Origin of the sequence: Amycolatopsis sp. NPDC051128 (assembly GCF_040682715.1) — a bacterium.
GTDB lineage: Bacteria > Actinomycetota > Actinomycetes > Mycobacteriales > Pseudonocardiaceae > Amycolatopsis.
The window spans coordinates 99,210-118,431 of record NZ_JBFBBN010000029.1 but is presented as its reverse complement, the minus strand read 5'-3'; the positions used below and the strand labels follow the sequence as shown (position 1 = coordinate 118,431).

Here is a 19,222-nt window from a genome sequence, read left to right as displayed (position 1 = left end):
CTACGTCGCCCGCGAAATCTACCCACACCTCACCGCAGACCTCGCCGCAATCCACCACCTCACCCTTGACAAACCATAGGAGCATCATTGGGGCGCTTGAGCCGCGCGGTGGGAACCGCCCGTCGTCAGGCTGGGGCGTCGCGGGACCGCTCTTCGCGCACGTCCACGAGGGCCGCGGCGATGAGGGCGACCGCCCGGTCGTCGTCGTGGGTCAGGTGCCGCAGGACGTCCTGCCCGATGGCCGCCGGCAGCTCGGCGAGGGCCTGGGCCAGGCGGATCCGCACCGCGGAGTCCGCGGTGTGCGCGGCCAGTTCGCCGGCCAGCGCGCCCACGATCCGGTCCGCGCGGCCGGGGTCCACTGCCAGGGTGCCCAGGACCTCGGCGGCTTCGACGTCGTTCGTGCCCTCGACCACCATGCCGACGAGGGTCGGTACGGCCGCGGTCGCGCCGCGCCTGCCCAAGGCCAGGGCCGCGGGCCGGCGCACCGTCGTGTCCGGGTCCTCGAGCGCGTCCGCGAGCACCGCGGCCGCCTCGTCGCCGGGCAGCTCGGCGATCGCCAGCACCGCGCGCCGCCGGATTTCGGCGTTCTCCGAGGACATGCCGGACGCCACGCTCGCCACCCCGTCGGCACCCGCCCGCGCGAGGGCCCACCGCAGGGCGCCCGCGACGTTCGGATCGGATTCGGCGAGGACCGCCCCGGCCAGCAGCTCGGCGGGCACCGGCACGTCTTCGGCCGGGGCCAGGACGGTCTGCTGCCGGCGCGCGGCGCTGGGCGAGTCGAGCCCGTGCAGGAGCTCCACGATGCGCAGGACGTCCTGCCAGCCCGACGGCGCCGAGGCGCCGACCGCGCGGAGCCGTTCGAGCAGTTCCTGCTCGCGCTTCAGCCGGTCTTCGGTCCGCCGGATGAGGTCACCGACCAGCGTGGACGGCTCGAAGGCGGGATCCTCCAGGGCGCGGCCGATCTGCCGCAGCGACAACCCCAGGGACCGCAGGCTTTCCACGTGGAAGATCCGGCGGATGTCCTCGGCGGAGTACTCGCGGTAACCACCCACGGTGCGACCCGTCGGCCGCACCAGCCCGAGGGAGTCGTAGTGCCGGAGCATCCGGGTACTCACCCCCGAGCGCCGCGCCACCTCGCCGATCAGCACGGTGTCCCCTCAGGCCCGGTCCGGGCCGAGCGCGGCGACCCGCTTGGCCTCGTCGACGTCCGGGGCGAACCCGGCGTCCGGGTCGCGCAGGAGCCGCTCCGTGGCGCGGGCGTGCGCACGGACCGCCGGGTCCGCGCTCGCCAGTCCCGACCGCAGGGCCGGCTCGATCACGTCCCCGAGCGCGACGAGCGCGCGGCTGAGACTCAGCCGCACGGTCCGGTCGCCGCGACCGAGTTGCGCGGCCAGGTCCGCGGCCAGCTCCTTCCGCTCCCCGGCGGGCACGAGGACGACGGCGGCACGCCAGGCGCTGCGCGCGACCTCGTCGTCGGCGTCGTGCAGCAACGACCGCGTGATCGCGGGCCACACCTCCCGGTCGCCGATCTTGGACAGCGTGTGCAACGCCTGGCTTCGGGCCTGCGCGCGCTCGGACCGCAGCTCCGCACGGAGCCTGGGCACGGTGATCTCCGCCGGGAGCCGGGTCAGCGCCCAGGTGAGCATGTCGCGGACGAAGAAGTCCGGCTCGATCGCGCACCGGGCCACGAGCGCGTCGGCGAGGCCGGGGTCGGGGCGTGTGCCGGCCGCCAGCGCCGCTTGCAGCCGCGTCGACGAGTTTCCCGCGCCCAAGGCGTCGAGCAGGCGCGCGTCCGGTGAATTCGTGTGTGGCGAGTTGACGGGGACCACCTCCTGCACCCAGTGAAGACCTTGTCACAGTGTCAACGTCAAGCCGCGGATCGCCTGGGTGAGTCAGGAACGACCGGCTGCCGTTACCCAGGTCACCTGGTCTCGAGTGGACAAGCGAACTACAGTTCGAATCGCTTGACGTACGGCGCTGTCTTCCCCACGGCGAACTTCTCGTGTGGGAGCTGGTCTTGGCGTTCAACAATCCGAGCGTGCCGTGGTCCGAAGTGGAGCGCGTCGCCTCCGGGCGGGCCCCCGGTCCCGGAGACGGGAACGACGCCCCGGCCTGGTCGCGCAAGCGGGAGGGCTACGCCGGGGCGCCGGCGGACCTGCGGGACCGGCGCGGCCGGGACGACGGCGGGGACCGGATCCGCGCCCCGTACGCCGAGCTGCACGTCCACTCCAACTTCAGCTTCCTCGACGGGGCCTCGCATCCCGAGACCCTCGTCGAGGAGGCCGCGCGGCTCGAACTCGACGCGCTGGTGCTGACCGACCACGACGGGATGTACGGCGCCGTGCGGTTCAACGACGCCGCCCGCGAACTCGGCGTCCGCGTGGGGTTCGGCGCCGAACTGTCCCTCGACCTGCCCGCTCCGCAGGGCGGCGAGCCCGACCCGGCCGGGTCGCACCTGCTGGTGATCGCCCGCCGGCAGGAGGGCTACCGCCGGCTGTGCCGGGTGATTTCGCACGCCCAGCTCGCCGGGGGGAAGAAGGGCCGGCCCCGCTACGACCTCGAAGAGCTGGTCGACGAACTGGCCGGGCACGTGGTCGTGCTGACCGGCTGCCGCAAGGGCGCGGTCCGCCGCGCTCTCGCCGAGCACGGTCCGGCGGCCGCGCGCGCCGAGCTGGCCCGGCTGGCCGGCTGGTTCGGGCGGCGGCACGTCGCCGTGGAGCTGACCGATCACCGGCTGCCGCTGGATTCCGCCGCCAACGACCACCTCGCCGAGCTGGCGGACGACCTGCGGCTGCCGACCGTCGTCTCCGGCAACGTCCACTACGCCCGCCCGGACGACGCCGTCGTGGCGGACGTGGTGGCCGCGGTCCGGGCCCGCCGGCCGGCCGAAGATCTCGAAGGGTGGCGTCCGCCGTCGGGGCAGGCGTTCCTGCGGTCCGGGATGGAGCAGCGGCGCCGGTTCGAACGCCGCTACCCGGGCGCGGTCGGCCGCGCCGCCGTCCTCGGCGTCGAGGTGGCGTTCGACCTGAAGCTGGTCGCGCCGGACCTGCCGCCGTTCCCCGTCCCGGCCGGGCACGACGAGATGTCGTTCCTGGTCGAGCTGACCCGGCGCGGCGCGGCGGACCGCTACGGGCCGCGGGAGGACAACCCGAAGGCGTACGCCCAGCTCGACCACGAACTCGGCGTCATCGAAAAGCTCGGCTTTCCCGGCTACTTCCTGGTGGTGTGGGACATCGTGCGATTCTGCGGGGAGGCGGACATCCTGTGCCAGGGCCGCGGTTCGGCCGCGAACTCCGCGGTCTGCTACGCCCTGGGCATCTGCCACGCCGACCCGGTCAAGTGGAACCTGCTGTTCGAGCGGTTCCTGGCGCCGGAGCGGGACGGTCCGCCGGACATCGACATCGACATCGAGTCCGACCGGCGCGAGGAGGCCATCCAGTACGTCTACGAGAAACACGGCCGCTTCCACGCCGCGCAGGTCGCCAACGTCATCACCTACCGTGCGCCGTCCGCGATCCGCGACGCCGCCAAAGCCCTCGGCCACAGCACCGGCCAGCAGGACGCCTACGGCAAGCTCGTCGATCGGTGGGGCGGGGTCGCCGCCACGAAGCGCCAGGCCGCGGGGGAGATCCCGGCCGACGTCCTCGACCTCGCCGCGCGGATCGAGGACTTCCCGCGCCACCTCGGCATCCACTCCGGCGGCATGGTGATCTCGAAGCAGCCGGTGTCCGAAGTGGTCCCGGTCGAGTGGGCGACGATGGCCGAGCGCACCGTGCTGCAGTGGGACAAGGACGACTGCGCCACCGTCGGGCTGGTCAAGTTCGACCTGCTCGGCCTCGGCATGCTCTCCGCGCTGCACTACATGATCGACCTCGTCGCCGAACACCACCGGACCACAGTGGACATCGGGAAACTCGACCTGGCCGACCCGCAGGTCTACGACATGCTCTGCGAAGCCGACGCCGTCGGGGTGTTCCAGGTGGAATCCCGGGCGCAGCTGGCGACCCTGCCGCGGCTGCGGCCGCGGAAGTTCTACGACCTCGTCGTCGAGGTGGCGTTGATCCGGCCCGGCCCGATCCAGGGCGGCTCCGTGCACCCCTACATCCGGCGCCGTCGCGGCGAGGAGGAGTGGCAGCACGCGCACCCGCTGCTCGCGTCCAGTTTGGACCGGACGCTCGGGGTGCCGTTGTTCCAGGAGCAGGTGATGCGGATGGCCGTCGACGTCGCCTCGTTCACCGGCGCCGAGGCCGACCAGCTGCGTCGCGCCATGGGCGCCAAACGGTCCGGGGCGAAGATGAAGGCGTTGATGGCGCGGTTCTTCGCGGGATGCGAAGCCAACGGCCTGGACCGGGAGCTGGCGACGCGGATCTTCGAGCAGATCCACGCCTTCTCCGGCTACGGCTTCCCCGAAGCGCACTCGATGTCGTTCGCGCTGCTGGTTTACGCGTCCGCGTGGTTCAAGCGCTACTACCCGGCCGCGTTCTGCGCCGGGCTGCTGCGCGCGCAGCCGATGGGTTTCTACAGCCCGCAGTCCCTGGTCGCCGACGCGCGCCGCCACGGCGTCCACGTCCGCGCGCCGGACATCAACGCCAGCCTCGCGCACGCGACCCTCGAACCCGATCCGGACAGCACCGGCGGCGTCGCACTCCGCCTCGGGCTCGCCGCCGTCCGCCACCTCGGCGATGACGCCAGCGGCGGGATCGTCGCCGAACGTGCCGCCCACGGCCCGTACACCGGCGTCGGCGACCTCACCCGCCGCGTCCAGCTGAAGAAGAACGCCGTCGAGTCCTTGGCGACCGCGGGCGCGTTCGGCGGCGACCGGCGTCAGGACCTCTGGGCCGCCGGCGCCGCGGCGGCCACCCGGCCCGGCCACCTGCCCGGCCTCGCGCCGGGTCTCGACGCGCCGGCGCTGCCGGGCATGACGCGGCTGGAGGTCACCGCCGCGGACCTGTGGGCCACCGGCGTCTCCCCGGACAGCCACCCCGTGGAGTACCTGCGCGAACTGCTCATCGCACGCGGGGCGATCACCACCGCCGAACTCGCGCGGGTGCCGGACGGAACGCGGGTGTGGATCGGCGGCGCGGTGACCCACCGCCAGCGCCCCGCCACCGCCGGCGGCATCACGTTCCTCAACCTGGAGGACGAAACCGGCATGGCCAACGTCCTCGTCTCACCCGGCGTGTGCCAGCGGTTCAGGCAGGCCCTGCGGAGCCCGGCCGTCGTGGTGCGCGGCATCGTCCAGGTCGGTCAGGGCACCGCGACGGTGGTGGCTGATCGGATCGTCCCGCTCGATCTCCGCGGTCTCGCGGTCCGGTCCCGTGATTTCCGCTGACGGGCAGCGCCGGGCGGGCTCACCTGTAGGATCCCAAAATCGGTGACACTTTCCCAAAGATCTTGGCTTGATAGCACCGGTGCCATGACAATGCGAATTGATCATTCCTCGGTACCCGACTGTTGTTCAGGCTCCGGCCGTCACCTGTGATCATCTTCCACGGCAAAGCCGTCCCCAGCGTGAGCTGAGACCCCACGACCGACCTGCATAGTTGGGATCACGACCCCGTGAACGCCGTTCGCAGTGTCGGTGAGAACCATGCCGATGCCACGCGACCGAGACTGATCTTGGTGACATCGCCGTGAGACAGTCGAGAACACGCAGGTCGAACAAGATCAACATGTCGCCGACGGTGAGACCCTACAGGCTTACGGCGGTGTAGGGTCTCAAAACTGACTTCATTTTCTCACTGAAACTGGGCTGTCTGGATCGTTGTTGCCTGCCGACACATCGAGGTAGACCAGTTCCGGCGAGCTGGAGAAATGACTTACGGCGTAGTGGTGGGTTTGCTGTTGTTGGTTCGGGTGAGTTGGCGGCGGAGCGCCTGCCAGGGTCGCGTGTCCGACAGAGGACGCCGGAGGTTTGCGGTGATCGTGATGGAGACGCCGTCCACGCGCGTGTTCACCTCAGCCGAGTTGTAGGCCGAGGTGTAGAGGTTGCGATACACGCTGCTGGGCTCGTAGTGGATCGGGGTTCCCAGGAATTCGGCCCATTGGATGAGCTCGACCCGCGCCTGACTGCGACGCCGGTAGGTGTCGATATCCACCTTGAGTTGCGGCTCGCGGTTTTCAGGAGGGTCAATCTGCCAGCAGAGGGGCGGCAGGTCTGCCGACAGCAGGCCGATCATCACGGTCAGCGCTTGGAGCTGGGCTTTGACGACCGGATCCCGCGAATGGGCCCGACGGGACTTCGGCACAGTCGTGTTCTTGGCGGTGCCTTCAGTCGCTGAGCCTTTACATGACACCTGCACGCCGTGGTAGACCCCTTCGATGCGGTAATCTTCAAGGGGGGATCTAAAGCGGGTCGCAGGAGGGTCGGCTAATTCGGGACCTCCACTGACCCAGCGCCAACGTGGGGGGATGACCTTCAGCTGCATCCCCAAACGCTCGGCGCAATGTGTCAACTCGATGTAGCCCTCGCTGTCGCCGAAGCGGCCGCCCGGGGAACCATGAACGCAGCGGGGCACGTCCGTGGCAATAAACCACCTCATTGCGGGAATCCCAGTCTTGATGATCTTGATCAGCACCTTGGCCGCTCGCGACTGTTCGTCCAGGATCCCCGCTCTGCCCATGATGCGGAGTGTCGCCGAAGCGGACCCACAGAACAAGACTGCTCTGGCATGTCAGCTGCCACGATCATGGGACCGGCTTTGAGCCCGGTTCTGCCACCGCCGCTACGCAGTATGTGCCACTGTGCACGTTCACAGAGCATCACGACGGTTGCGTACCCGCCGTGACCGAGGTCGCGAGGGGTGCCCTCGACGCGTTCTTCAGGGCGTGGGTGCGGTGAGATACCGCTGGATCGTGGGTCCGAGCCAGTCCACGATTTCCTCGCGGTCGAGCGCCACGCTCGCCGGGAACCGCAGCACGTAGCGCGTCAGCGCGAGCCCCAGCACGGTCGAGGCGCACAGGGCCGCCCGCGCCTGCGCCTGCTCCGGCTCGGGGCCCACCCGGCGGGCCAGCGGGATCAACTGCTCGCGCAGCACTGCCCCGATGCGATCGGCGGCGGCCGGGTCGGTGGCGCCGACCCGCATCAGCGCGGTGAGTTCCTCGTTCTCCTCCCACAGGGTGAGGAAGTGGCGCACCAGCGTGCGGCCGATCTCCTCGCGCGGTTCGACGGGCAGGCCGGGCAGTCCGGGGTCGATCGCGACGGCCGCCGCGAACAGGCCCGCCTTGTTGACGTAGTAGCGCATCACCATCGACGGGTCGATCTTCGCGTCGCGCGCGATGGCGCGGATGGTCGCCTTCTCGTAGCCGTCCGCCGCGAACCGCTCGCGGGCCGCGGCGAGGATGGCGGCGCGGGTGGGGTCGGAACGCCGGGCGGCCTGCTGGTTCTCCGTGGTGCCGTTCACATCAACAAGCGTAGGCCAACGCGTGTTGACAGTCCAGCGTGACAGCCCTACGGTTGCCAACAAGCGTTGACCAACACGTGTTGGCAAACCGGCCGCGGCGCCGTGGGACAACCGATAGCGAGAGGAAGTGCCGAAGATGGCCAAGCTGCAGAGTCTCGACCCGCACACGCCGATGTTCGCGCAGTTCAAGGAAAGGACCGGGCCCATCGTCCTGGCCAACACCTTCTTCGTTCCGAAGGCGAGGGTCGAAGCGTTCCTGGCCCTCTTTCGGAGGCAGGCGGAGTTCATGAAGGCTCAGCCGGGATTCGTCTCCCTGCGGATGCACAAGGGAACCGCGGACAGTCAGCTTCTGATGAACGTCGCGGTCTGGGAGTCGACCGAGGCGCTCGCCACGGCGCTCGGCAGCCCGGAGTTCCAGCGCATGGCAGCCGAGTTCCCCGACGACATCGTGTCGTACCCGCACATCTTCGAGGAAATCTCCACCCCGGGCGGCGCCGGGGCGTGAGGCCGATGGCGGCCCAGCGATCACGGCTTCACTGGTGGCGGCGGAATCGCGGCCGGTGCGGTCAGAGGCCGAGTAAGGCGATCTTGCCCCCCATCCGCGCCGGCCCGCGTCATCCGCCACTGAATCCCTGCCCCACCCCCAAGTTGAACGTCAAAGGAGAAGAACCATGTCGCTGAAGAACGTCAACACCGTCCTGGCCACCGTCTGCGCCCTGTTCGTCGTCTACCTCGGGTTGTCCTTCATCCTGGCCCCGGAGGCGTCCACTCAAGGCGTCGGCCTGCCGACCTGGCCCGCCGGCGACGGCGACGGCTTCCTCATCATGAAGGGCACCCGCGAGTTCGCGATGGGCCTGGTCATCGGCATCCTCCTGCTGACGGGCCACCGCCGCGCCCTGGGCTGGGTCCTGCTGATGGAGGCCGTCGCCCCGTTCGGCGACATGATCAACGTCTTGGCCCACGACGGCCCCCTCGCCGCCGCGTTCGGCATCCACGGCCTGACCTCGGCGCTGATCGCGATCACCGGCCTGCTGACCCTCCGGGAGACCAGCAAGGTCCACAAGGCCCCCGCCTCAGTGCTCGCCGCACAGCCCGCCTGACAGCTGCATGCCCACCTGGACTGGCCGGAATCGGGCACGGCGCCGCGGTCATCACCATGCCGGCTCATCACCCGCGCCACAACGGAAACGAGACCTTCCAGCTGATCACGCTCGGGCGGGCCCGCGCGGCAGGGGCCCGGGGTTGCGCCCCAATGTGGCGTTGGGTGCGTTGGACGCACCGAACGCCACATTGGGGCGCTTGGCCCGAAGGTCAAACAGGTGTTGGCCGACGTTCTTGCCGGTCTTGATGGTCAGCTTCGTGACGATGTCGGAGATTCCGGGCGCCGCGCATCGAGCCGGCGGTCAGGCCGGCGCGGAACGTGGCGCGGGCGGGACGGGTGAGAGACTGCTTCGATGGTTTCCGAATACGCCCAGAGCGACCGATTCCGCGGTGCTCGTATCCACCTGTGCGACCTCGCGGGCCTCGAGATCCGCGATTGCGAGGTGGACGGTCTGAAGATCGTCGACTGCTACGGCAGCGACGTCTACCTCGGTGGTGACTTCGAGCGCGTCGTCGTCAACGACGTCGACGTGACCGCCTACGTCGAGGCCGAGCTCGACCGCCGCCACCCCGCGCGGGCGCTGGCGCGGGACGCGGTGTCCCCCGAGGACTACCGGGCTGCTTGGGACGAAATCGAGACTCTGTGGAGCGCGACCCTCGACCGGGCGAGGTTGTTGCCTGAGGCCAAACTGCACGAGCGGGTCGACGGCGAGTGGTCGTTCGTCGAGACACAACGGCATCTCCTGTTCGCCTGCGATGCCTGGCTCGGCAGCGCCGTGCTCGAGGAGGAAACGCCCTACCACCCGCTGGGCTTCACCACCGGGGGGACGCCGCCCGAGGAGGCGGCGAAGCTCGGCCTCACCCTCGAAGCCACCCCGGCACTCGACGAAGTGCTCGCGCCGCGGCTCGCCCGCATGGCCGCGATGCGGCGTGTCGTCGACGGGCTCACCGCGGCCGAACTCGACCGGGTGTGCGGTCGCAAGCCGGCGGACCCGTATCCCGAGCAGGAGTACGTCGTGCGCCGCTGCCTCAAGGTGGTGCTGAAGGAAGAAGCCGAGCACCACCGTTACGCGGTGCGCGACCTCGCGGTGCTCGAGGCAGGTGTGCCGGTTACCGGTCAGGGAAGTACTGGCCGTTGAACCACTGTCCCACGCCGTCGTCGGAGTAGACGTCGACGTTGAAGTTGTAGTTGTCGACGTGCTTGTGCTGGAGGTACCCGAGCCAGCCCGACGCCGCGCCTTCGTCGCAGATGATGTCGTCGGCGCACAGGGACACCGTGGGGACGTTGCCGAAGAAGCTGTCGACCCCGGCGAGCGGGTAGCCGACGATCGGGCCGAAAATCACCGAAGGGGCCTGCCCCGCGAGCCCGGGGCCGCCGAGGCCGTGGGGATCCCGTTTGGGGTCGGCGATGAGGACGGCGTTGACGTTGTCGAAGCTCGGCCAGTTCTCGGTGACCCAGATGTGCACAACCGCGGCGCCTTCGGAGAACCCGATCGCCTTGGCGTGCTGGTCCGGGCAGGCCGCGCGCTGGTTGCGGATCAGCCGGTTCAGCTCGTCGACGCCCTGCCGGGCACTCTGGCTGTTGACCTCGGCCGAGTAGCCGACGCGCTGGCTGATGCCGCCGGTGAAGATCATCGAATCGCGGTCGGTGTACCCGCCGACCACGATCGTGTAGGTGCCGTCGCACGATGCGGCGGACGCGGATGGTGGGGCGGTCAACGTCAATCCCGCGGAAAGCAGGAGACCAGCCGTGGCGGCCGCGATCTTCTTCATGTCAACTCCCGTTCGATGTGGTGGACCGAGGCTAGGCAGAGGCGATGAAATCCCGATGAAACCGGCCGTCCCGCCCCTTCCGTTGACTTCCGGGTCGCGCGATGGTTCTCTCTCTGAGAGCGCTCTCAGCCATCCGTTCGTGCTGGACGAGAGGATGGACCTTCATGACAGCTCGACGTCTGCGCTGGGCAGCGTGGCCGGTGATCGCGGTGCTCGCCGCCGCGGTGCCGGCAGCCGGCACCGCCGGGGCGGCGGCCGCCCCCGAGGCGACGGTCACGGTCAACGCGCGCGCGGGGCTGGCCACCGTGCCCGAGACCGGGATCGGCGCCAACCACGCGGTGTGGGACAGCCAGCTGGGGACCGACACCGTGGCCGACCTGTTCGGGGACGCCGGGGTCCGCATGCTGCGGTATCCCGGTGGCTCCTACGGCGACATCTACCACTGGAAGGACAACACCGCGCCGGGCGGCTACGTGGCGCCCAACACCGATTTCGACACCTTCATGGGCGGCGTCCGGCGGACCGGTGCCCAGCCGGTCATCATCGCCAACTACGGCACCGGGACGCCGCAGGAGGCGGCGGACTGGGTGCGCTACGCGAACGTCACCAAGGGCTACGGCGTCCGGTACTGGGAGATCGGCAACGAGCTCTACGGCAACGGCCACTACGGGGCGAACTGGGAAGCCGACAACCACGCGGACAAGAGCCCGGTCGCCTACGCCAACGGCGTCGTCGCCTACGCCGACGCGATGAAGGCCGTCGACCCGTCGGTCAAGATCGGCGCGGTCCTCACGACCCCGGCGAACTGGCCGGACGGCATCGTCGGCACCGGCGACACCGCCACCTGGAACCAGACCGTGCTGTCGATCGCGGGCCCGCACGTCGATTTCGTCATCCTGCACTGGTACCCCGGTGGTTCGACGGCCGCGGAGGCGCTCGCCAAGCCCGAGCAGGTGACCGACATGATCTACCTGGCGCGCGACCAGATCACGCGGTACGCGGGCGCGAACTCCGGGCGGATCGGTATCGCGCTGACCGAAACGAACAGTCCGGTCGGCGTGGACACCCAGCCCGGCGCGCTGTTCGCCGCCGAGGCTTTCACGTCCCTGCTGGAGAACGGCGTGTTCACCGTGGACTGGTGGGACACGCACAACGGCCCGACGGCACTGTCCACTGTGGCCGGATACCCCGACTACGGCGACTCCGGCCTGCTGTCCAGCGCGACCTGCCTGGAGGGCGGCGCCTGCGAGCCCGCGCTCAACACGCCGTTCGCGCCGTACTACGGGCTGAAGATGCTGAGCACCTTCGCGCGTCCCGGTGACCAGTACGTCCGTGCCGGCGCGGACGATCCGCTCATCGGGGCGCACGCCGCGCGCCGGCCGAACGGGGATCTGGCCGTGCTGCTGGTCAACAAGGATCCCGACCAGGCCAGGACGGTGACCCTGGACTACCAGGGGTACACGCCGGCGTCGTCGGCGCCGCAGGTGTTCACCTTCACCAACGGCGCGACGTCGATCGCGAGCGGCGCGACCGGGACGGGGACCAGCCAGGCGCTGCCGCCGTATTCGCTGACGACCCTGGTCCTGCACCCGGCGGCCGCGGTGTCCGCCCCGCCCGGCGCGCCCGGGCAGCCGACCGGCACGGCGACCGACCGGACCGCGACGATCAGCTGGCCCGCGGCCGCACCCGGCGGCCACCCGATCGCGAAGTACGAGGTATACCGGCAATTCGGCACCACCAGCGAGCAGTGGGGCGAGACCACCGGCACGTCGATCGACGTCGGCAACCTCGTCCCTGGCAGCCGCTACACCGTCAACGTGCTGGCCAGGGACACGGCCGGGAAGGTGTCATGGGCGTCGCCGCCGTTGACGCTCACCACCGGCGCGCCGGCGGCGAGCAGCTGCACGGTCCGGATGACCGACGTCACCGACTGGGCGAGCGGCTTCGTCGGCGGCATCCACGTTGTCGCCGGCGGCGTCGTGGGTGACTGGACGCTGACGTTCACGTGGCCGACCGGACGGCAGCGCGTCACCAGCGGGTGGAACGGCACGTGGACCCAGACGGGGAGCACGGTGAAGGTCACGTCGTCGGCACCGCTGAGCTCAGGCGCGGACGTCGGCTTCGTCGCCGACTACGGCGGGCCGAACATCCTGCCCACGGCGTTCAGCCTGAACGGAACGCTCTGCGCGGTGGCCTGACGCGGAAGGCCGTGAATGGCCCATTGAGGGACTCTATGTCCCTCGATGGGCCATTCACAGCTGTGGGTGATCAGCCCGAGTTCGCGAGGTGGGCGAGGGCCGACCGCAGCACTCGCCGCGCTTCCGGGGTGAGGCCGGCGAGCTTCCGGTCCTCCACGACCCGGATGGCGGCCTGGACCTCCGCGTGCCGCCGGATCCCTTCGGGCGTCAGCCGCACTGTCCGTGCGCGACGGTCGCCCGGGTCCGGCTCGCGGCCGACCAGGCCTGCCGCTTCCAGGCCGTCCAGCAGGGCGATCAGGCGGGTCTTGTCGTAGTGGATCTGCTGGGCCAGCACCAGCTGACTCGGCGCCGCCTCGTGGGCCAGCGCCGACAGCACGACGTACTGCCACATCGAAAGCCCGTGCCGCTCCAGCACCGGCCGCTCGGCCTCGGCCAGGCTGCGCCCCGCCCCGGCGCAGAGCGCCCCGAGATCGTCGTCCTCGTTCACCGGCGGGATCTTACGCGTGACAAATGATAAGCACTTGCGTATCGTTTTGGCATGACCTCATTCCAGCCCGGCCGCGCCGAGACGCGCACCATCTCCGTCGCCGCGCCGCCGGAGCGCGTCGTCGAATACCTGTCCGATCCCCGCCACCTGCCCGAATGGGCGCCGGGGTTCGCCACCGCCGTCGACCACGAGCACGACGACATCTGGCGCGTCCACACCGGCGCCGGGCCGCAGCGGGTCGCCGTGCGGGTCGCGGCGGCGCACGGCGTCGTCGACGTCGTCAGCGCCGACGCCCCGAACCTGGGCCTGTTCACGCGCGTGGTGCCCAACCTGACGGGCGCCGAGCTGATCTTCAGCCTCTTCTTCCCCGAGGGAACCGACGCGACGGCGGTCGACACGCAGATGGCCGTCGTCGGCGAGGAACTGCGGGCGGTGCGGGAGCGCGTCGAAGCGTGACGGGGCTCAGCGGATCAGTTCGTCGGCCACCCACTTCGCGACGCCGTCGGGGTAGGGGTTCGCCAGGCCGAGGACGATGTGCCCGAACCCGGCGCCGACCGCCTCGCCGATCTTCTCCCGGGTGACAGCGGGCTTGTCGTAGTCGACCGGCAGGAAGATCGAGCGGGTGATCGACGCCGGGTCGCGGCCGATCTCCGCGCAGTAGCGGTCCAGCAGCGCGCTGCGGCCCGCGACGTCCTCGATGTCGCCGCCGCCGGGGATGTTCCACAGGTCGGCGTGTTCGGCGGCCACGCGCAGCGTCGCGCTCGAGCGGCCGCCGATCATGATCGGCGGGTGCGGGTCCTGCACGGGCTTCGGGTTGCCGAACGCGCCGGTGAGCCGGACGTGCGCGCCGTCGAAGCCGAACGGCTTGTCCTCCGTCCACAAGCGACGGATCACCGTGCAGGCTTCGGCGAGCGCGGCCACCGCGTCCGCCTGGTCGTGGTACGGCAGGCCGTGCGCGTCGTACTCCCGGCGGGCCAGCGGGTGGCTCGGGCGCGAGCCGGCGCCGATGCCGAAGTCGAGCCGTCCGCCGGAAACGATGTCGACGGTCGTCGCGATCTTCGCCAGCACGGCAGGCGGGCGGAACCGGTTGCTGCTCACCAGGACGCCGAGCCGGATCCGCTCGGTGCGCGCGGCCAGCGCCGAGAGCAGCGTCCAGCCTTCGAAGATCGGGCCGTCCGGGTCGCCGCCGATCGGCATGAGGTGGTCGAACAGCCACGCGTGCTCGATTTCCGGGACGGCGTCGGCCTCCTCCCAGACGCGCAGGATGTCTTCGTAGCCGACCTGCATGGGTGCGGTCAGGATGCCGAAACTCGGTTTCATCAACGCCTCCGAAGCGACGGGTCGAGCAGTGCGGGCGGGGTGTCGAACTTCTCCTGCGGGGCCAGGTCGGTCCCGGGTGCGACGACGGCGTCGATCTCGTCGAGCACGTCCGCGGGGAGCACGGTGTCCGCGGCCGCGAGCTGCGAGCGCAGGTGGTCGAGTGTCCGCGGCCCGATGAGCGCGGTGGTCACGGCGGGGTGCGCGGTCACGAAGCCGAGCGCGAGCTGGATCAGCGTGAGGCCGGCCTGCTCGGCGATCTTGGCGAGCTTTTCGACGGCGTCGAGCCGGGCCTGGTTGGCGGGGACGTCGAGGTCGAAGCGCTGCGGGACGAGCGTCGAGCGGTTGGTGGTGATCTCCTGGCCGGCGCGGACCGCGCCAGACAGCCAGCCCGAGGCCAGCGGGCTCCACGCCAGCACGCCGAGCCCGTACTCCTCGGTCACGGGCAGCACGTGGGCTTCGATCCCGCGCTGCAGGATCGAGTAGCTGGGCTGCTCGGTGACGTACCGGCCGAGGTGGAGTTCGCTGGCGGCCCACTGCGCCTGGACGATGCGGTACGCGGGGAACGTCGAAGAGCCGAAGTAGCGGATCTTGCCCGCACGCTGGAGATCGGTCAGCGCGGAAAGCGTTTCCTCGTCGCTGGTGCGCGGGTCCCAGCGGTGCACCTGGTAGAGGTCGACGTGGTCGACGCCGAGGCGGCGCAGGCTGTCGTCGAGCGCGGTGACCAGCCAGCGGCGCGAGCTGCCCTGGTGGTTGCGCTCGTCGCCCATGGGCATGTACGCCTTCGTGGCCAGCACGATGTCGTCGCGGCGGCCCGCGATGGCCTTGCCGACCATCACCTCCGACTCGCCCTGGCCGTACATGTCGGCGGTGTCGATGACGTTGACCCCGCCTTCGAGCGCGGCGTCGACGATGGCCGTGGCCTCGTCCTGGGTGGTGCGCCCCATCGTCGTGAAGTTCATCGCGCCGAGCGCGAGGGAGCTGACCTGGACGCCGGTGCGGCCCAAGGTGCGGTACTGCATGAGAGGTTGCCTCCGTGGCATGATGAGCAAACGGAACGTTGCTCCGGTAACTATACGGAGCACTGTTCCGGTTAGCAACCGTGGAGGAAGTGGTGAGCGAAAACAGGCCCAAGCGCGCGGACGCCCGGCGCAACGAGAAGGTGCTGCTGGACGCGGCGGCCGCGGTCTTCGTCGCGTCCGGGGTGGACGCGCCGGTGCGCGACATCGCGGCCAAGGCCGGTGTCGGGATGGGCACCATCTACCGCCACTTCCCGACCCGGGCGGACCTGATCATCGCCGTCTTCCGGCACCAGGTGGAAGCTTGCGCGGAGGCGGGACCGGCCCTGCTGGCCTCGAGCGAATCGCCGTACGCGGCGCTGGTGGGGTGGGTCGACCGCTACGTCGACTTCGTGGTGACCAAGCACGGGCTCGCCGGCGTGCTGCGGTCCGACAACGCCGGTGCTGACACGCTGCACGCGTACTTCCTGGACCGGCTCCTGCCGGTGTGCACCGAACTGCTCGACGCCGCCGCCGCGGCCGGTGAGATCCGGGGGGACCTGCAGGCGTACGAACTCATGCGGGGCGTCGGCAACCTCTGCATCGGCGCGGACAGCGACCCCCGCTACGACGCGCGCCGGCTGGTCGGGCTCCTCGTCGAGGGGCTGCGGAGCTGACCGCTGCGGCATGATGGGCCGATGACGGCGTGGCGGGAGTTCGAGCGGGCGGAGCCGGAGTTCGCGCGGCGGGTGCGGGCGTCGTTCGACGCCCACAAGCACAAGACGATCGCCACCCTCCGGGCCGACGGTTCGCCGCGGATCTCCGGGATCGAGACGGTCTTCGAAGACGGCGAACTGGTCTTCGGCTCGATGCCGAACGCGCGCAAGGGCGCGGACCTCCGCCGGGACCCGCGGTTCGCGCTGCACAGCGCGACGGTCGACCCGGTCGAGGGCGCGGAGGCGCGGTGGCCGGGCGAGGCGAAGATCTCGGGCCGGGCGCGCACCGAAGACGGCGAGCGGTTCGTGGCCGACGTCGCCGAGGTCGTGCACACGCACCTCGACGAAGCGGCGACGTTGCTGGTCGTCGAGTGGTGGACCGCCGAGCACGGGCTGCGCCGGGTCGAGCGCGAATGACCCCGCCTCGCCCGGAGGGGTGAGGTAGCGGACCACTCATCGTCGCCTCCCCTGTCGGATTAAATCAACTGTTTGACTTAATCCGAGTTCGCGGTCATCCTCGTGGCAGAGGACGTTCACCGACGAGGAGCCCGTGATGCCGCAAAGCCACACCGACCCGCTGCCGCGCTTCCCGTTCGGCGCCGAGGCCGCACTGGAGCCGCCGGCCGAGTGGGCCGAGTTCCGGGACAAGTGCCCGGTCGCGCGGGTCGCGCTGGCCAGCGGGGACGAGGCCGCTCTGATTACCCGGTACGACGACGTCAAGAGCGTCCTGTCCGATCCGCGGTTCACCCGGCCGACCGCGGCGGACAACGCGGCCCGGGTCGCGGACACCGAGTCGGGCGGGGTGTTCAACAGCGAGATGGCGTCCGTGCTCCCGCAGCACGGCGAGGACCACCTGACGTGGCGCCGCATGATCGGCAAGTGGTTCACCGCCAAGCGGATGAACGCCCTGCGGCCCGGCATGGCGGCGATGGCCGGGCGGCTCATTGACGAAATGGTCGCCAAGGGCGCGCCCGGCGACCTCAAGGCGGGCGTCGCCTTCCCACTGCCGGTCTGGGTCATCTGCGACATGCTCGGCGTGCCGGACACCGACCGGGAGCGGTTCGCGCACTGGTCCGACGTCATGCTCAGCATGACCCGCTACACCCAGGAAGAGTTCGACGCGGCGCAGACGGAGTTCGGCCGGTACATGGGCGGGCACATCGCCGCCAAGCGGGCCGAACCGGGTGACGACATCCTCAGCGCGCTGATCGCCGACGGCGCCGGCTGGTCCGACGCGAAGCTGGCCGCCACCGGGATCGGCCTACTGATCGCCGGGCACGAGACCACCGCGAACATGATCGCCAAGATGGTGGCGATGCTGCTGGCGGACCGGAGCCGGTGGGAGGAGCTGCTGGCCGATCCGTCGCTGGTGCGCACGGCGGTCGAGGAGTCGCTGCGGCTGGACGCGAACGCGGGCGTGGGGATGCAGCGGTTCATCACCGAGGAGTTCGAGCTTTCGGGCACCGTGCTGCCGCCCGGGACCACCGCGATGTGCAGCATGGCCGCCGCCAACCGCGACGAGCGCGCGTTCGAGCACGCCGCCGACATGGACCTGGGCCGCAGCCCGAACCCGCATCTGGCCTTCGGGGCCGGCGCGCACGCGTGCCTCGGGCAGCCGCTGGCCCGCACCGAGCTGCAGGTGGTCCTGGAGGTGCTGCTGCGCGAGCTGCCGTCGCTGGAGCTCGCCGTCCCGGCCGCGGAGCTGCGCCCGGTCGAGGGGCTCGCCGTCGGCGGACTGCGGGAACTGCCCGTCCGCTGGTGACGTCGCAACCGAACGCACGAAAGGAACAGCCATGAAGGTCGTCGTCGACGAGGAGAAGTGCTGCGGGGCCGGCACGTGCGTGCTGCTCGCGCCGGACGTGTTCGACCAGCGCGACGAGGACGGGATCGTGATCCTGCTCGACGAGCGCCCCGGCGAGGGGCTCCACAAGATCGTCCGGGAAGCGGCCAGTGTGTGCCCCGGTGCCGCGATCACGGTGAGCGAGAACGCGTGACCACTCCTGGCGACGTCCTGGTCGTCGGGGCCTCGGCCGCCGGGCTCGCGACCGTGGAAGCCTTGCGCCGTAAGGGGTACGAGGGTCGCGTGACCGTGCTGGGCGCCGAGGCGCACCTGCCGTACGACCGGCCGCCGCTGTCCAAGCAGATCCTCGGCGGCAGCTGGACGCCCGAGCAGGCGCGGCTGCGCGCACCGGACGCACTCGCCGCGCTGGGCGCCGAGTTCGTGCTCGGCGACCCGGCGGTGCGGCTGGACGCCCGGGCGCGGACCGTCCACACGGTGAGCGGGCGGGCCCTGACCGCGGACGCGGTGGTGCTGGCCACCGGGCTGCGGCCGCGCACCCTGCCCGGGCAGGACGGCCTCGCGGGCGTCCACGTGCTCCGCACCCTCGACGACGCCCTGGGCCTGCGCGCGGACCTTGCGCCGGGCAAGCGCGTCGTGGTCGTCGGGGACGGTGTGCTCGGCGCGGAGATCGCGGCCACCCTGTGCGGGACCGGCGTGCCCGTCACCCTCGCCGGGCCGCAGTCCGCGCCGCTGGCCTACCAGTTCGGCCCGCTCGCCGCCGGCTTGCTCGCGGACCTCCACGCCGGCCGGGGCGTCCGGCTCCGGCTCGGCGCCGGGGTCACCGGCCTGGCCGAGCGGGACGGGCGGGTCACCGGGGTGCGGCTGGAGTCCGGTGCGGTGCTGCCCGCCGACGTCGTCGTGGTGGCGTTCGGCGCCGCGCCGGCGACGGAATGGCTGGCGGGCAGCGGAGTGCTGTGCGACAACGGCGTGGTGTGCGACTCCCGGTGCCGTGCGGCGGACGGGATCTACGCGGCGGGCGACGTCGCCCGCTGGCACCACGAAGGGCTCGACGCGCTGCTGCGCCTGGAGAACCGGACCAACGCCACCGAACAGGCGGTCGCCGTCGCGGGGAACGTCCTCGGCGAGGACCGCCCGTACACGCCGGTGCCGTACTTCTGGACCAACCAGTTCGACGCCCGGATCCACGTGCACGGCACGCTGTCCGCGACCGCCGATGTGTCCATTGTGGAGGGAGATCCGCGCGAGGGGCGGTTCGTGGCGCGGTACCACCAGGGCGGCGAGGTCGTCGGCGTGCTCGGCTGGAACATGCCCAAGCAGGCCCGGCAGCACCGGCGGGAAATCGGGGGCGCGGTCCTCGTGGGGAGGACCTGACCGAAATCCACCATCCGTCGGTTGACGGCGGCCCGCCCGAGGGTGACCCTGTTCACG

General features: G+C 70.8%; 19 protein-coding genes. 11 read left to right on the top strand and 8 right to left on the bottom strand.

Annotated features, from left to right (window positions below):
* Nucleotides 1–125: 125 nt before the first annotated feature.
* Nucleotides 126–1,148 (bottom strand): MerR family transcriptional regulator, encoded by a 1,023-nt coding sequence (locus AB0M82_RS27180; RefSeq protein WP_364727356.1) that lies wholly within the window; start codon nt 1,146–1,148, stop codon nt 126–128.
* A 9-nt stretch (nt 1,149–1,157) separates the two neighbouring features.
* Nucleotides 1,158–1,838, bottom strand: a complete 681-nt coding sequence (locus tag AB0M82_RS27175; RefSeq protein WP_364727354.1) for a HEAT repeat domain-containing protein — start codon at nt 1,836–1,838, stop codon at nt 1,158–1,160.
* A 179-nt stretch (nt 1,839–2,017) separates the two neighbouring features.
* On the opposite strand from AB0M82_RS27175, the gene AB0M82_RS27170 reads away from it, so the two are divergent.
* Entirely contained in the window at nt 2,018–5,332 is a 3,315-nt protein-coding gene (locus AB0M82_RS27170) for an error-prone DNA polymerase (protein WP_364727351.1), read from the top strand.
* A gap of 487 nt (nt 5,333–5,819) precedes the next feature.
* Here AB0M82_RS27170 and AB0M82_RS27165 read toward each other — a convergent pair whose 3' ends face one another.
* Both AB0M82_RS27165 and AB0M82_RS27160 read right to left on the bottom strand, forming a co-directional pair.
* Complete coding sequence (locus AB0M82_RS27165) at nt 5,820–6,623, bottom strand: hypothetical protein (RefSeq protein ID WP_364727348.1); 804 nt, start codon at nt 6,621–6,623, stop codon at nt 5,820–5,822.
* A gap of 198 nt (nt 6,624–6,821) precedes the next feature.
* Nucleotides 6,822–7,403 carry a TetR family transcriptional regulator gene (locus AB0M82_RS27160; protein WP_364727345.1) on the bottom strand — a complete coding sequence of 194 codons (582 nt, stop codon included), beginning with the start codon at nt 7,401–7,403 and terminating at the stop codon, nt 6,822–6,824.
* A 136-nt stretch (nt 7,404–7,539) separates the two neighbouring features.
* On the opposite strand from AB0M82_RS27160, the gene AB0M82_RS27155 reads away from it, so the two are divergent.
* The 3 genes from AB0M82_RS27155 to AB0M82_RS27145 all read left to right on the top strand — a co-directional run bounded on the left by AB0M82_RS27155 (nt 7,540) and on the right by AB0M82_RS27145 (nt 9,643).
* Nucleotides 7,540–7,908, top strand: coding sequence for an antibiotic biosynthesis monooxygenase family protein (locus AB0M82_RS27155; RefSeq protein ID WP_364727342.1), 369 nt, complete (start codon nt 7,540–7,542; stop codon nt 7,906–7,908).
* Between the two features lie 166 nt (nt 7,909–8,074).
* On the top strand, nt 8,075–8,503 hold the full coding sequence (locus AB0M82_RS27150; RefSeq protein ID WP_364727340.1) for a DUF4267 domain-containing protein: 429 nt from the start codon (nt 8,075–8,077) through the stop codon (nt 8,501–8,503).
* A 354-nt stretch (nt 8,504–8,857) separates the two neighbouring features.
* Nucleotides 8,858–9,643, top strand: coding sequence for a DinB family protein (locus AB0M82_RS27145; RefSeq protein ID WP_364727337.1), 786 nt, complete (start codon nt 8,858–8,860; stop codon nt 9,641–9,643).
* Here the strand turns inward: AB0M82_RS27145 and AB0M82_RS27140 are convergent.
* Nucleotides 9,615–10,277, bottom strand: coding sequence for a cutinase family protein (locus AB0M82_RS27140; protein WP_364727334.1), 663 nt, complete (start codon nt 10,275–10,277; stop codon nt 9,615–9,617). The genes AB0M82_RS27145 and AB0M82_RS27140 overlap by 29 nt on opposite strands.
* A 164-nt stretch (nt 10,278–10,441) precedes the next feature.
* On the opposite strand from AB0M82_RS27140, the gene AB0M82_RS27135 reads away from it, so the two are divergent.
* Complete coding sequence (locus tag AB0M82_RS27135; RefSeq protein WP_364727332.1) at nt 10,442–12,475, top strand: cellulose binding domain-containing protein; 2,034 nt, start codon at nt 10,442–10,444, stop codon at nt 12,473–12,475.
* A 70-nt stretch (nt 12,476–12,545) separates the two neighbouring features.
* On the opposite strand, the gene AB0M82_RS27130 is transcribed toward AB0M82_RS27135, so the two are convergent.
* Nucleotides 12,546–12,962, bottom strand: coding sequence for a MarR family transcriptional regulator (locus AB0M82_RS27130; protein ID WP_364727329.1), 417 nt, complete (start codon nt 12,960–12,962; stop codon nt 12,546–12,548).
* Nucleotides 12,963–13,013: 51 nt separating this feature from the next.
* Between AB0M82_RS27130 and AB0M82_RS27125 the strand changes: the two genes are divergently transcribed.
* Entirely contained in the window at nt 13,014–13,418 is a 405-nt protein-coding gene (locus AB0M82_RS27125) for an SRPBCC family protein (protein WP_364727326.1), read from the top strand.
* A 6-nt stretch (nt 13,419–13,424) separates the two neighbouring features.
* Here AB0M82_RS27125 and AB0M82_RS27120 read toward each other — a convergent pair whose 3' ends face one another.
* Together AB0M82_RS27120 and AB0M82_RS27115 are read right to left on the bottom strand one after the other, a co-directional pair.
* Nucleotides 13,425–14,282, bottom strand: coding sequence for an LLM class flavin-dependent oxidoreductase (locus tag AB0M82_RS27120; protein ID WP_364727324.1), 858 nt, complete (start codon nt 14,280–14,282; stop codon nt 13,425–13,427).
* Entirely contained in the window at nt 14,282–15,301 is a 1,020-nt protein-coding gene (locus AB0M82_RS27115; protein ID WP_364727322.1) for an aldo/keto reductase, read from the bottom strand. The genes AB0M82_RS27120 and AB0M82_RS27115 overlap by 1 nt, the downstream gene beginning before the upstream one ends.
* A gap of 92 nt (nt 15,302–15,393) precedes the next feature.
* Between AB0M82_RS27115 and AB0M82_RS27110 the strand changes: the two genes are divergently transcribed.
* The 5 genes from AB0M82_RS27110 (at nt 15,394) to AB0M82_RS27090 (ending at nt 19,165) form a co-directional block, all read left to right on the top strand.
* The gene (locus AB0M82_RS27110; protein ID WP_364727319.1) at nt 15,394–15,954 is read left to right on the top strand and encodes a TetR/AcrR family transcriptional regulator; all 561 of its coding nucleotides are present in this window, start codon (nt 15,394–15,396) and stop codon (nt 15,952–15,954) included.
* A 21-nt stretch (nt 15,955–15,975) separates the two neighbouring features.
* Entirely contained in the window at nt 15,976–16,410 is a 435-nt protein-coding gene (locus tag AB0M82_RS27105; RefSeq protein WP_364727317.1) for a pyridoxamine 5'-phosphate oxidase family protein, read from the top strand.
* A gap of 136 nt (nt 16,411–16,546) precedes the next feature.
* On the top strand, nt 16,547–17,755 hold the full coding sequence (locus tag AB0M82_RS27100) for a cytochrome P450 (protein ID WP_364727315.1): 1,209 nt from the start codon (nt 16,547–16,549) through the stop codon (nt 17,753–17,755).
* A 31-nt stretch (nt 17,756–17,786) separates the two neighbouring features.
* The gene (locus AB0M82_RS27095; protein WP_364727312.1) at nt 17,787–17,987 is read left to right on the top strand and encodes a ferredoxin; all 201 of its coding nucleotides are present in this window, start codon (nt 17,787–17,789) and stop codon (nt 17,985–17,987) included.
* A complete protein-coding gene (locus AB0M82_RS27090) occupies nt 17,984–19,165 on the top strand; it encodes an FAD-dependent oxidoreductase (RefSeq protein ID WP_364727309.1) in 1,182 nt (393 codons plus the stop codon). Before AB0M82_RS27095 ends, AB0M82_RS27090 begins: the two co-directional genes overlap by 4 nt.
* Nucleotides 19,166–19,222: the final 57 nt, after the last annotated feature.